Origin of the sequence: Gillisella taibaishanensis, from assembly GCF_001938985.1 — a bacterium.
Taxonomy (GTDB): domain Bacteria; phylum Pseudomonadota; class Alphaproteobacteria; order Rhizobiales; family Rhizobiaceae; genus Allorhizobium; species Allorhizobium taibaishanense.
In genome coordinates, this window is sequence record NZ_MKIN01000023.1 from 151,117 (window position 1) to 163,652 (window position 12,536).

The following is a 12,536-nucleotide window of genomic DNA, read 5'->3' on the forward strand; positions in this document are numbered from 1 at the left end:
AAGGAGCGCTGGCGGCATCAGCCGCCCAGCGCGTCCTCCAGGAAGGCTTGTAGCTGGGCGAGATGCTTGGACATCAGGCCGGTTGCCGGAGAGGCAGCCGCCGGACGGCCGGTATAGCGCACCCGCTGATACTTGGCGTCGATATGAGCCAGAACCCATTCCAGATACGGGTCGATGAACGACCATGCACCCATGTTCTTCGGCTCTTCCTGGCACCAGACCATCTCGGCATTGCGGAAGCGGCTGAGCTCGTTGATCAGCGCCTTGGCCGGGAACGGATAGAGCTGTTCGATACGCAGCAGGTAGACGTCGTCGATGCCGCGCTTTTCGCGCTCTTCCAGCAGATCGTAATAGACCTTCCCGGTGCACATGACGACGCGCCGGATCTTGGCGTCCTTCTGCAGCTTGATCGGGCCGTCCTTGATGATCTCGGCATCGTCCCAGAGCAGGCGGTGGAACGAGCTTTCGCCCGCCATTTCCGCCAGCGTCGAGGTTGCCCGCTTGTGGCGCAGCAGCGACTTCGGCGTCATCAGAATCAGCGGCTTGCGGAAGTCGCGCTTCATCTGCCGGCGCAGAATGTGGAAGTAGTTGCTCGGCGTCGTGCAGTTTGCAACCTGCATATTGTCTTCAGCGCACATCTGCAGCCAACGCTCCAAACGGGCGGACGAATGTTCCGGACCCTGACCTTCGTAACCATGCGGCAGCAGGCAGACGAGACCGGACATACGCAGCCACTTGCGTTCACCAGACGAGATGAACTGGTCGAACACGACCTGGGCACCGTTGGCGAAGTCGCCGAACTGGGCTTCCCAGAGGGTCAGCGCATTCGGACGGGCCAGCGAATAGCCGTATTCGAAGCCGAGTACGGCCTCTTCAGACAGCATCGAGTTGATGACTTCGTAGCGGGCCTGGTTCGGCGCCAGGTTGGCGAGCGGAATGTATCGGTCTTCAGTTTCCTGATCGTAGAGAACCGAGTGACGCTGCGAAAACGTGCCGCGTTCGCAATCCTGGCCGGACAGACGGATCTTGTGGCCATCGAGCACAAGCGAACCGAATGCCAGAGCTTCCGCCATGGCCCAATCGATGCCTTCGCCGGTTTCGATCATCTGCGCACGGTTTTCCATAAAGCGCTGGATCGTGCGATGCGCCTTGAACCCATCAGGAATGGTCGACAGCTTGCGCCCGATCTCCTTCAGGTTCTTCATCGGCACGGCGGTCTTGCCGCGGCGCTGTTCGTCGGCATTGTCGGCTGCACGCAGACCCGACCAGACACCATCCAGCCAGTCGGCCTTATTGGGCTTGTAGGACTGACCGGCTTCGAATTCCTGCTCCAGATTGGCGCGCCAATCAGCCCGCATCTTTTCCACGTCACCTTCGGTCAGCAGACCCTCGGCGATCAGGCGATCTGCATAGACCTGCACGACCGTCTTGTGAGCGCGGATTTCCTTGTACATCTTCGGCTGCGTGAAGGACGGCTCATCGCCTTCGTTATGACCGAAGCGGCGATAGCAGAACATGTCGATGACGACAGGCTTAAAGAACTTCATCCGGAATTCGGTGGCGATCTTCGCGGCATAGACAACCGCTTCCGGATCGTCGCCATTGACGTGGAAGATCGGCGCTTCAATCATCTTGGCCACGTCGGACGGATAGGGCGACGAGCGCGAGAAGGCCGGATTGGTGGTGAAGCCGATCTGGTTGTTGATAATGAAATGCATGGTGCCGGCAACGCGGTGACCGCGCAGACCCGACAGGCCGAGGATTTCAGCAACGACGCCCTGGCCAGCGAAAGCCGCATCGCCATGGATCAGCAGCGGCAGAACCTTGGCGCGCTCCTTCAACGGAATGACATCGCCGTCCCATACCTTGGCGAGCTGGTCCTGCTTGGCGCGGGCCTTGCCCATGACCACAGGGTTGACGATTTCCAGATGCGACGGATTGGCCGTCAGCGACAGATGCACCTTGTTGCCGTCGAATTCACGGTCGGAAGACGCACCCAGATGGTACTTCACGTCGCCAGAGCCTTCGACTTCGTCTGGCTTGAACGAACCGCCCTTGAACTCGTGGAACACGGCGCGGTGCGGCTTGTGCATCACGTTGGTCAGCACGTTGAGGCGCCCGCGGTGAGCCATGCCGAGCACGACTTCTTCCAGTCCGTCCTGACCGCCGCGCTTGACGATCTGCTCCAGCGCCGGGATCAGCGATTCGCCGCCGTCGAGACCGAAACGCTTGGTGCCCTTGTACTTGACGTCGATGAACTGCTCGAAGCCCTCGGCTTCGATCAGCTTGGAGAGGATCGCCTTCTTGCCTTCCGGCGTGAAATCGACGCCCTTATCGGGACCTTCGATGCGTTCCTGAATCCACTGCTTCTCCTCCGGATTGGAGATATGCATGAATTCGACGCCGAGCGTGGTGCAATAAGTGCGCTCGAGAATATCGATCATTTCAGGGATCGTGGCATATTCCAGACCCAGGACGTTATCGATGAAGATCTTGCGACCATAATCTGCCTCGGTGAAGCCGTAGGACGCCGGAGACAATTCGTTATAGTCTTCCACAGCGCTGGCAATGCCGAGCGGGTCGAGCTTGGCATGCAAATGGCCACGCATGCGATAGGCGCGGATCATCATGATGGCGCGCACGCTGTCGCGGGTCGCCTGCAGCACTTCGGCTTCCGAAACGGGCTTGCCAACGGCGGCAGCCGTTGCTTCAGCCTTGCCCTTGACCTTGGTTTCGATGGCCTTTTCAACCAGGCCCCAATTGCCGTCGAGCGCCGAAACCAGATCGGTGCGCGGCGTCAGCGGCCAGTTCGAACGCTGCCAGGAGGCTCCCTTGGCCGCCTTCTTCACGTCAGCTGGATTGTCGCCCAGCGCCTTGAAGAAAGACTGCCACTCAGGCGATACCGAGCCCGGATCGTCCTCGTAACGCGCATAAAGCTGCTCGATATAGATCGCGTTCGATCCGTCCAGGAACGAGGTGATCTGAAACTGCTCGTTGGCTTCTTGCCTTGCCATGGTTTTATGCGGGCCTCGTGCCCGCCTCCCGACTTGAGGTCATCACCGAACTATCCGACCGAATATTCGGTTTGTCGAATATGTGCCAGCCATGGCTTGTGCTCGGCTGGACTCTTTTAGAAACATCATGACAGGCGGAGCCGAATGGCCCGCCTGTCCTTGCTCTTCTATGTGGTTCAGCCCTTAAGGACTTCAACCAGAGTTGTACCCAAGCGTGCCGGGGACGGCGAGACCTTGATACCGGCCGCTTCCATGGCCGCGATCTTGGATTCCGCATCGCCCTTGCCACCGGAAACCACGGCGCCAGCATGGCCCATGGTACGGCCCTTCGGCGCGGTACGGCCGGCGATGAAGCCAGCCATCGGCTTCTTGCGGCCCTTCTTGGCTTCGTCGATCAGGAACTGGGCAGCGTCTTCTTCAGCGGAACCACCGATTTCGCCGATCATGATGATCGACTTGGTGGCTTCGTCGGCGAGGAACATTTCCAGGATGTCGATGAATTCGGTGCCCTTGACCGGGTCGCCGCCGATGCCGACAGCCGTCGTCTGGCCGAGGCCTTCGTTGGACGTCTGGAACACGGCTTCATAGGTCAGCGTGCCCGAACGCGAGACGATACCGACCGAACCCTTGCGGAAGATCGAGCCCGGCATAATGCCGATCTTGCATTCTTCCGGCGTCAGCACGCCAGGGCAATTGGGGCCGAGCAGGCGCGACTTGGACTTTTCAAGACGAGCCTTGACCCGCACCATATCCATGACCGGAATGCCTTCGGTGATGCAGGTGATGAAGGGGATTTCCGCATCGATTGCCTCGATGATGGCGTCGGCAGCACCTGCCGGCGGAACGTAGATCACGCTTGCATCAGCGCCGGTCTTGTCCTTGCCTTCAGCAACGGATGCGAAGATCGGCAGGCTTTCGCCCTTAGAACCGGTCCAGGTTTCGCCACCCTTCTTCGGATGAATACCGCCGACCATCTGCGTACCGTAATAGGCAAGAGCCTGCTCGGTGTGGAAGGTGCCGGTCTTGCCGGTCAGGCCCTGTACGAGGACCTTGGTGTTCTTGTTGATCAGAATCGACATTACTCGGCTTCCTCTTCCTCGAATTCGAGGGGTTCAAATGCCTCAAAGGCGTCATTGGAAAAACGATAGCCCATGCCATTGGCCGGCTTTTGCGTCAGATGCGCATCAAGGCTCTTGGACCATTGGGTGTGGAACCAGTCGAAATGGTCGTCGGACTTGGCGACGCCAAGCTCGCCCTTCCAGACGAACAGGCTGGCATCCTTGCACTTCTCAGCGAAGTAAGCGGCGGCATCGTCCCGGTCGGTGAAATGCGCCCAACGTTCGGCAACGCCACCTTCAGGATCGAAGTCGGCATCCCAGCTGACGAAATAGCACAGATTGATATCTGTCTCGTTCGGTCCGAAGGGCTGGCGCTTTACGGTCTTGGATTTATCGGCCATCAGCTCAGGCGCCCTTCACAGCAGCGACGATTTTCTTGGCGGCGTCATCCAGATCGTCGGCAGCCGTAATGGCGAGACCCGATTCGTTGAGCAGCTTCTTGCCGAGATCGACATTGGTGCCTTCCAGACGCACGACCAGCGGAACCTTGAGGCCGACTTCCTTGACGGCAGCGATCACGCCTTCGGCGATAACGTCGCACTTCATGATGCCACCGAAGATGTTGACGAGGATGCCCTCGACCTTCGGGTCGGCCGTGATGATCTTGAAGGCAGCCGCCACCTTCTCCTTGCCAGCGCCACCGCCGACGTCGCAGAAGTTAGCCGGCTCTTTGCCGTAAAGCTTGATGATGTCCATCGTCGCCATGGCGAGACCGGCACCATTGACCATGCAGCCGATGTTGCCGTCGAGGGCAACGTAAGCCAGGTCCCACTTGGAGGCTTCGATTTCCTTGGAATCTTCTTCCGTCTCGTCGCGCAGCGCGCGGATGTCGTCGTGACGGAACAGTGCATTGCCGTCGAACGAGACCTTGGCGTCGAGAACGCGCAGATGGCCATTGGTCATGACGATCAGCGGGTTGATTTCCAGAAGCGCCATGTCCTTCTCATTGAAGGCCTTATAAAGCACCGGGAACAGCGACTTGGCGTCTTCAACGGCGACGCCTTCGAGGGCGAGAGCAGCCGAGATCTTGGCCAAATCATCTGCCGTGACACCGGTCGCCGGGTCGATGGCGATGGTGTGGATCTTTTCCGGCGTATCGTGGGCAACGGCTTCGATGTCCATGCCGCCTTCAGTGGAAACCACGAAGGCTACGCGGCCAACAGAACGGTCGACCAGCAGCGAGCAGTAAAGCTCACGGGAGATGTCGGCGCCGTCTTCGATATAGAGACGGTTGACCTGCTTGCCGGCGTCGCCAGTCTGGGCGGTAACCAGCGTGTTGCCGAGCATGTCCTTGGCGTGAGCCACGACTTCGTCGATCGACTTCGCCAAGCGAACGCCGCCCTTGGCATCGGGGCCGAGCTCCTTGAACTTACCCTTGCCGCGGCCACCAGCATGGATCTGGCTCTTGACCACGTAAAGCGGGCCCGGGAGCTGCTTGGCGGCAGCAGCCGCTTCATCAGCTGAGAGAATCGCCACGCCTTCAGCGACCGGCGCACCAAAGCCCTTCAGAAGAGCCTTGGCCTGATATTCGTGAATGTTCATCGTCTGGTCCTATCTTTGGCCCTGCAGCGCCGCGCGTTCTGAAAACACACAAAGGACGCTGTAACGCTTGAAATTCTCTGCTTAATTTCCTCCTTAAACCGACCTGGATTTAAGGAATCACGCAGTAGATCGGAAAATCGAATGCACGCAAATGCGGAGGCCGTGACCGGCCCCCGCTCTCGACTGCGTGGCAATTACTTCAGGGCAGGAGCGATATTGATGCAGGCTTCGCAGAGACCAGCAACCGCGCCGACCGACTTCTGGAAGGCGGCTTCTTCGTCCTTGTTCAACTCGATCTCGATGACACGCTCGACACCGCCAGCACCGATGACGGTGGGAACGCCCACATACATGTCCTTGACGCCATACTGGCCGGTCAGGTGAGCGGCGCAAGGCAGAACGCGCTTCTTGTCCTTGAGGTAGGATTCCGCCATTTCGATCGCGGAAGCAGCCGGCGCGTAGAAGGCCGAACCGGTCTTCAACAGGCCGACGATTTCGGCGCCGCCGTCGCGGGTGCGCTGGATGATCTGCTCGAGACGTTCGGCAGTGACCCAGCCCATCTTGACGAGATCGGTCAGCGGGATACCGCCGACTGTGGAGTAACGAGCCAGCGGCACCATGGTGTCGCCGTGGCCGCCGAGCACGAATGCCGTGACGTCCTGCACAGAGACGTTGAATTCTTCAGCCAGGAACAGACGGAAGCGCGAGCTGTCGAGCACGCCAGCCATGCCCACAACCTTGTTGGCCGGCAGGCCGGAAAACTTCTGCAAAGCCCAGACCATCGCGTCGAGCGGGTTGGTGATGCAGATGACGAAAGCGTTGGGGGCATACTTCTTAATGCCGGAGCCAACCTGCTCCATGACCTTGAGGTTGATGCCGAGCAGGTCGTCGCGGCTCATGCCGGGCTTGCGCGGGACACCAGCGGTGACGATGCAGACATCTGCACCTTCGATAGCGGCATAGTCGCTCGAGCCGGTCAGCTTGGCATTGAAGCCTTCAACGGGGGAGGACTGCGCGATGTCCAGACCCTTGCCCTGCGGCACACCATCGGCGATGTCGAACAGGACGATGTCGCCGAGTTCCTTGAGGCCGGCCAAATGGGCCAGCGTGCCACCGATCATTCCAGAACCAATAAGTGCGATCTTGTTGCGCGCCATTGAAGTGCTTCCTTTTAGATCCAAAACCAAGGTGGGCCTTCCGGGAAAGAATGACCGGCCTTTGGGCCATTCGCATAGCGCGGCCTGGAAAAAAGCGCAACCGATATTTACAACCTGAGTTTTTTCAATCGTTTAGACTATAAAAATCTTACGTAAAGGTAAGATATTCAGTCATCAATTCTTCACATTTGTACATAACGAGCAGCGTGAGCCTCAAGATATTCGCGGCTGCGCATCTCAAACAGGCGCGATGCGGTACGATCGAACTCGAAACCTTCGGTGCCTTTTCTGACTGTGAGCAGTGCTTCCGGCTCAGCGGCAGCGCTTGCATGCACGCGGATGTGATGATCGTAGAGCGCATCGATCAGGATGATAAAACGCTTCGTCTGGTTGCGCTTTTCGGGCCCCAACAGGGGAATGTGATCGATGAAGACAGTATGGAAGCGATCGGCAATGGCCAGAAAATCGGATGCGCCAAGCGGCTGCTCGCACAATTCGTTGAAGGTGAAGCGCGCGTATTTGCCGACCGCCCTGCGCACGGGGACAACCCGACCCTTCATCTCGATCTCTTCAGGCTTCTCGATACGGCTGGCGGTAATCAATTTCCAGGCGCGGTCCATTTCCCGATCCGCCGCCGCATTGGCAGGCGCCAGATAGATCGGCAGTTGATCCGCCTTCTCCAGCCGGTAATCGGTGGGCGAATCCAGCGATAGGACCTCCACATACTGCTTGAGCAGGCCGATGAAGGGCAAAAACAGGCTGCGATTGAGCCCGTCCGGATAAAGATTGTCAGGCTCGACATTAGAGGTCGCCACCAGAATACAGCCGCGCGCAAACAGTTCGGTGAACAATCGCGACAGGATCATCGCATCGGCGATATCAGTGACGGTGAATTCGTCGAAGCAGAGCAGTTCTGCCTCATTTGCCAATTGTTCGGCCACTGGCGGCACCGGATCGGCCTGCTTGGTCTCGCCATTCTTCAGCTTCTGGCGATGGGCATGGATGCGATTGTGCACATCGGCCATGAATTCATGGAAATGCGCCCGCCGCTTTTTCTGCACTGGCGCCATGCGGAAAAACAGGTCCATCAGCATGGTTTTGCCGCGACCGACGCTACCGTGCACGTAAAGTCCCATGATCCGGGTCTGCGGTGCACGATGCCTTGCAAAGATCCAGCCAAGAGCAGAGGATTTCTTGGCTGGCTTGCGCTCTTTCAACTGCAGAAGGATGCGGTCAAGCTTCGCGGCGACGCCAATCTGCGCCGGGTCCGCCGTCAATTCGCCTGAAGCAACCCTGGCCTTCAGATCCTCGCTGACGCTGAGGGTGTAATCGGGCACAGGCTGCATGTCGGACTCCGCAGGCAAGGAAGGGCTACCCATAATGTTCGGGCAGCAAAAGAAAGGGCGGGCGCCAGACCGGCGCCAGCCCCTCGGACAATATTATCAAATCGTCTTAACGGCTAAGGCTGATCGGCTGGCCGCTGCTGGTTGAGCCGCTGAAACGGTTGTCGGCTGTCTTGTAGAGGCTGCCGATCACGTTACCGTCGCGGTCCTTCAACATCAGCTGCTTATTGGTAACTTCCCAGGCGCCCATGGCCGTCAGAGGGCCAACGCAGCCGCGCGTGCCGCCGCGCGAGCCACCACCGAGATTGGTGAGCGTCAGGAACATGTCGCAGCTCGTCTGGCCATTTGCCACCCGCCAGTTGCCGACCATCTGTTCCTTGGTGAAATCGAGAGACCCGCCCGGCGGCGGTGCGTTCGGCGTCAGAGCGGCGCTCTGGTTGGCAGTCGTCGGAGCGGCTGGAAACTGGTTAGCGCCACCAGGCGGCGGCAATTGTCCGGACTGGACTTGCGGAACCGGCTGGGCCTGAAGAGGCGGCAGCGACGAGGACCCGTAATCGCTGGACGTGCGCTGACATCCGGCTAGCGAAAGCACGACCAGAACACCCGTCGCCGCAAATTTCAGTTTCATCCTAACACTCCCGGTTGCTTCTTCGTCGTCAGCCTGGACGCGCTTTCAGCGCTATGCGTTAAACACCCCAAAGACTGGCCTGTACCAAACGCCCGGAAACTAGCGCCAAAACCGGTTTGAAATCAAGGCAGGCACACATAGAGCCGCCGGCAAACGAAGCGATTGCGTCGGACCGGCCGAAATTTTTCTTACAAAACCGCGTGAGCCGCAGGCTGAAACAAGGACGGCTCTGCTGTCATTCTCGTGATAACGCCAAGCCCGCTCCGAATGGTGCAGGCTTGGCGCAGATAAGGTCAGACGCGACGTTCGACCATCATCTTCTTGATTTCGGCAATCGCCTTGGCCGGGTTCAGGCCCTTTGGACAGACCTGCGCGCAGTTCATGATCGTGTGGCAACGATAAAGTCGGAAAGGATCTTCCAGATTGTCGAGCCGCTCGCCCTTGGCTTCGTCGCGGCTGTCGATCAACCAACGATAGGCCTGCAGCAGCACGGCCGGACCGAGGTAACGATCACCGTTCCACCAGTAGCTCGGGCAAGACGTAGAGCAGCAGGCGCAAAGAATGCACTCGTAGAGACCGTCGAGCTTCAACCGGTCGTCGTGGCTCTGCTTCCATTCCTTGGCCGGCGTCGGCGACACCGTCTTCAGCCAGGGCTCGATCGAGCGATGCTGGGCATAGAAGTTATTGAGGTCGGGTACCAGGTCCTTGACCACAGGCATATGCGGCAGCGGATAGATCTTGACCGTGCCCTTCACGTCATCAGTGCCCTTGGTGCAGGCCAGCGTGTTGGTGCCATCGATATTCATCGCGCAGGAGCCGCAGATGCCCTCGCGACAGGAGCGACGGAAGGTCAGCGTCGGGTCGATCTTGTTCTTGATATAGAGCAGACCGTCGAGCACCATCGGGCCGCAATCGTCCATGTCGACATAATAGGTGTCGAGATGGGGATTTTCGCCATCGTCAGGGCTCCAGCGATAGATCTGGTATTCCCGCAGGTTCTTGGCACCTGAAGGCTTCGGCCAGACCTTGCCTGGCTTGATCTGCGAATTCTTGGGAAGCGTCAGTTCAACCATGGTGATATGATCCCATCAATAAACGCGGGCCTTGGGCTCGATCTTCTTAGGATCGATCCCGTCAGCCAGAAGCTCGGTATGAACTGGACGATAATCCAGCTTCACATCGCCAGCTTCGTTGACCCAGGCCAGCGAATGCTTGCGCCAGTTGACGTCGTCGCGGCCGCCGAACGGACCGTCGACATAGTCCTCGCGGGCGTGGCTGCCACGGCTTTCCTTGCGGGCCTCGGCGCTATAAACCGTGGTGATCGCGTTCGGCATCAGGTTATGCAGTTCCAGCGTTTCCACCAGGTCCGAGTTCCAGATCAGCGACCGGTCGGTGACCTTGATGTCAGGCAGTTCCTTCCAGATCGCCGAAATGCGGCGGCAACCGCTTTCGAGCGCTTCCTGGGTACGGAACACGGCGGCGTCTTCCTGCATGGCGCGCTGCATCTTGTCACGCAGCACGGCCGTCGGCGTCGAGCCGCTGGAATGACGGATCGCGTCGAAGCGTTCCATGATTTTGTCGCAGGCAGCTATATCCAGCGCCGGGATCGGCGAGACGCGGTCGATCACTTCGGCAGCGCGGATGGCTGCGGCGCGGCCAAAGACCACGAGGTCAATCAGCGAGTTGGAACCGAGGCGGTTTGCACCATGTACCGAGGCGCAACCGGCTTCGCCAACAGCCATCAGGCCGGGTGCGATCCGCTCAGGATTTTCAGCATTGGCGTTAAGCACTTCGCCCCAATAGTTGGTCGGAATGCCGCCCATATTGTAGTGAACCGTCGGCAGAACCGGGATCGGTTCGCGCGTCACGTCGACGCCGGCGAAGATCTTGGCGCTCTCGGAAATGCCGGGCAGGCGCTCGTGCAGAACGGCCGGATCGAGATGATCGAGATGCAGGAAGATGTGGTCCTTGTTTTTGCCGACGCCACGACCCTCGCGGATTTCCAGCGTCATGCAGCGCGAAACGACGTCACGCGAGGCAAGGTCCTTGGCCGAAGGTGCATAGCGTTCCATGAAGCGCTCGCCTTCGGAGTTGACGAGATAGCCGCCTTCGCCGCGTGCGCCTTCGGTGATCAGACAGCCGGCGCCGTAGATGCCGGTCGGATGGAACTGCACGAATTCCATGTCCTGCAGCGGCAGGCCGGCGCGTGCGATCATGCCGCCGCCGTCGCCGGTGCAGGTATGCGCAGAGGTCGCCGAGAAGTAGGCGCGGCCGTAACCGCCGGTCGCCAGCACCACCATCTTCGCCGTGAAGCGGTGGATCGTGCCGTCGTCGAGGTTCCAGGCAACGACGCCGGTGCAGCGGCCATCGGGCGCCATGATCAGGTCGAGCGCGAAATATTCGATGAAGAATTCGGCATTGTGCTTCAGCGACTGGCCGTAGAGCGTATGCAGAATGGCGTGGCCGGTACGGTCGGCGGCAGCGCAGGTGCGCTGTACCGGCGGGCCTTCACCGTAATTCTGCATGTGACCGCCGAACGGACGCTGATAGATCTTGCCTTCTTCGTTACGCGAGAAGGGCACGCCGTAATGTTCAAGCTCATAGACCGCCTTCGGGGCTTCCATGGCAAGATATTGCATGGCGTCGACATCGCCGAGCCAGTCGGAACCCTTGACCGTGTCATAGAGATGCCACTGCCAGCAATCCGGCGTCATGTTGTTGAGCGAAGCGGCGATGCCGCCCTGGGCTGCAACCGTGTGGGAGCGGGTTGGGAAAACCTTGGTGATGCAGGCGGTCTTGAACCCCTGCTCTGCCATGCCGAGCGTCGCGCGCAGACCGGCGCCGCCAGCACCGACCACGACCACGTCATAGGCGTGGTCGACATAGGTGTAGCTCCTGCCGTTAATCGTCGGGCCGGATTGAGAAGAACTTGTCGCTGCCATGATGAATTATCCTACAAACGCGATCTTGAGGATGGCGAAAAGACAGAGCGAACCGGTGATGACCACGAAAAACGTGTTGAGCATCGTCAGGCTCATCTTCACCAACTCGTTATGAATGTAATCGCTGATGATTTCCTGCATGCCGATCCGCATATGGATGAGGCCCGAAAGCACGACCAGGCCCATGAGGACGGCGACAATCGGGTTCGACAACGCCGAAACGACGTCGGCATAGGGCGCGCCGGCATGGGTCAGCATGAAGAAGATGAAAAACAGGAAGAGTGGCACATTGGCGACGGCCGTCAGCCGCTGACGCCAGAAATGTTCAGTTCCGTCCTTGGCAGATCCCAGACCGCGAACCTTGCCGAGCGGTGTACGCATATCCATGATTGTAACCTCAGCGAATGATGAAGGCGATGATCCAGACCACGACGGTCAGGGTAACGGAGGCAACGGCAACTGCCTGGGCGAGCTTGGTGTTGAAGTGTTTCTCCAGACCGTAGCCCATGTCCCAGACAAAATGGCGCATGCCGCCAATCATGTGATGGATCAGTGCCCAGCTGAAGCCGAACAGCACGATCTTGCCGATGAATGTGCCCATAAGCCAGGACACCCAATCATAGTAGTCAGCGCCCGTCGATGCGGCGATCAGCCACCACGCCACCAGAGCGGTACCAAAATACAGGGCACCACCGGTGATGCGATGTACAATCGACATCAACATCGTCGGAACAAGCTTGTAAATTTGCAGATGCGGCGACAAAGGCCGTTGTTTTGTCACGTTCGCCATCT

Annotated in this window: 11 protein-coding genes; all 11 read right to left on the reverse strand. The window is 59.1% G+C overall.

Annotated elements, in window-relative coordinates; genetic code table 11:
* Nucleotides 1–17: 17 nt before the first annotated feature.
* The 11 genes from BJF91_RS17535 to sdhC all read right to left on the reverse strand — a co-directional run bounded on the left by BJF91_RS17535 (nucleotide 18) and on the right by sdhC (nucleotide 12,534).
* Nucleotides 18–3,014, reverse strand: coding sequence for a 2-oxoglutarate dehydrogenase E1 component (locus BJF91_RS17535; RefSeq protein ID WP_075615830.1), 2,997 nt, complete (start codon nucleotides 3,012–3,014; stop codon nucleotides 18–20).
* A 176-nt stretch (nucleotides 3,015–3,190) separates the two neighbouring features.
* Nucleotides 3,191–4,093 (reverse strand): succinate--CoA ligase subunit alpha, encoded by a 903-nt coding sequence (gene sucD, locus BJF91_RS17540; protein ID WP_075615831.1) that lies wholly within the window; start codon nucleotides 4,091–4,093, stop codon nucleotides 3,191–3,193.
* Nucleotides 4,093–4,473: a hypothetical protein gene (locus BJF91_RS17545; RefSeq protein WP_075615832.1), complete on the reverse strand. Its 381-nt coding sequence runs from the start codon at nucleotides 4,471–4,473 to the stop codon at nucleotides 4,093–4,095. The genes sucD and BJF91_RS17545 overlap by 1 nt, the downstream gene beginning before the upstream one ends.
* A 4-nt stretch (nucleotides 4,474–4,477) precedes the next feature.
* On the reverse strand, nucleotides 4,478–5,674 hold the full coding sequence (gene sucC / locus BJF91_RS17550; RefSeq protein ID WP_075615833.1) for an ADP-forming succinate--CoA ligase subunit beta: 1,197 nt from the start codon (nucleotides 5,672–5,674) through the stop codon (nucleotides 4,478–4,480).
* Nucleotides 5,675–5,868: 194 nt separating this feature from the next.
* Nucleotides 5,869–6,831: a malate dehydrogenase gene (mdh, locus tag BJF91_RS17555; protein ID WP_075615834.1), complete on the reverse strand. Its 963-nt coding sequence runs from the start codon at nucleotides 6,829–6,831 to the stop codon at nucleotides 5,869–5,871.
* A gap of 182 nt (nucleotides 6,832–7,013) precedes the next feature.
* Nucleotides 7,014–8,177: a cell division protein ZapE gene (gene zapE, locus BJF91_RS17560; protein WP_075615835.1), complete on the reverse strand. Its 1,164-nt coding sequence runs from the start codon at nucleotides 8,175–8,177 to the stop codon at nucleotides 7,014–7,016.
* Nucleotides 8,178–8,283: 106 nt separating this feature from the next.
* Nucleotides 8,284–8,802: a protease inhibitor Inh/omp19 family protein gene (locus BJF91_RS17565; RefSeq protein WP_075615836.1), complete on the reverse strand. Its 519-nt coding sequence runs from the start codon at nucleotides 8,800–8,802 to the stop codon at nucleotides 8,284–8,286.
* Nucleotides 8,803–9,095: 293 nt separating this feature from the next.
* Entirely contained in the window at nucleotides 9,096–9,875 is a 780-nt protein-coding gene (locus BJF91_RS17570) for a succinate dehydrogenase iron-sulfur subunit (RefSeq protein WP_075615837.1), read from the reverse strand.
* Between the two features lie 15 nt (nucleotides 9,876–9,890).
* Nucleotides 9,891–11,744 carry a succinate dehydrogenase flavoprotein subunit gene (gene sdhA / locus BJF91_RS17575; RefSeq protein WP_075615838.1) on the reverse strand — a complete coding sequence of 618 codons (1,854 nt, stop codon included), beginning with the start codon at nucleotides 11,742–11,744 and terminating at the stop codon, nucleotides 9,891–9,893.
* Between the two features lie 6 nt (nucleotides 11,745–11,750).
* On the reverse strand, nucleotides 11,751–12,131 hold the full coding sequence (gene sdhD / locus BJF91_RS17580) for a succinate dehydrogenase, hydrophobic membrane anchor protein (RefSeq protein ID WP_075615839.1): 381 nt from the start codon (nucleotides 12,129–12,131) through the stop codon (nucleotides 11,751–11,753).
* Nucleotides 12,132–12,141: 10 nt separating this feature from the next.
* Nucleotides 12,142–12,534 carry a succinate dehydrogenase, cytochrome b556 subunit gene (sdhC, locus tag BJF91_RS17585; protein ID WP_075615840.1) on the reverse strand — a complete coding sequence of 131 codons (393 nt, stop codon included), beginning with the start codon at nucleotides 12,532–12,534 and terminating at the stop codon, nucleotides 12,142–12,144.
* Nucleotides 12,535–12,536: the final 2 nt, after the last annotated feature.

Excerpts from the sequence above, each read along its gene's own strand:
- BJF91_RS17535 (WP_075615830.1), bottom strand. The coding sequence starts at position 3,014 with ATGGCAAGGCAAGAAGCCAACGAGCAGTTTCAGATCACCTCGTTCCTG.
- sucD (WP_075615831.1), bottom strand. The coding sequence starts at position 4,093 with ATGTCGATTCTGATCAACAAGAACACCAAGGTCCTCGTACAGGGCCTG.
- BJF91_RS17545 (WP_075615832.1), bottom strand. The coding sequence starts at position 4,473 with ATGGCCGATAAATCCAAGACCGTAAAGCGCCAGCCCTTCGGACCGAAC.
- sucC (WP_075615833.1), bottom strand. The coding sequence starts at position 5,674 with ATGAACATTCACGAATATCAGGCCAAGGCTCTTCTGAAGGGCTTTGGT.
- mdh (WP_075615834.1), bottom strand. The coding sequence starts at position 6,831 with ATGGCGCGCAACAAGATCGCACTTATTGGTTCTGGAATGATCGGTGGC.
- zapE (WP_075615835.1), bottom strand. The coding sequence starts at position 8,177 with ATGCAGCCTGTGCCCGATTACACCCTCAGCGTCAGCGAGGATCTGAAG.
- BJF91_RS17565 (WP_075615836.1), bottom strand. The coding sequence starts at position 8,802 with ATGAAACTGAAATTTGCGGCGACGGGTGTTCTGGTCGTGCTTTCGCTA.
- BJF91_RS17570 (WP_075615837.1), bottom strand. The coding sequence starts at position 9,875 with ATGGTTGAACTGACGCTTCCCAAGAATTCGCAGATCAAGCCAGGCAAG.
- sdhA (WP_075615838.1), bottom strand. The coding sequence starts at position 11,744 with ATGGCAGCGACAAGTTCTTCTCAATCCGGCCCGACGATTAACGGCAGG.
- sdhD (WP_075615839.1), bottom strand. The coding sequence starts at position 12,131 with ATGGATATGCGTACACCGCTCGGCAAGGTTCGCGGTCTGGGATCTGCC.
- sdhC (WP_075615840.1), bottom strand. The coding sequence starts at position 12,534 with ATGGCGAACGTGACAAAACAACGGCCTTTGTCGCCGCATCTGCAAATT.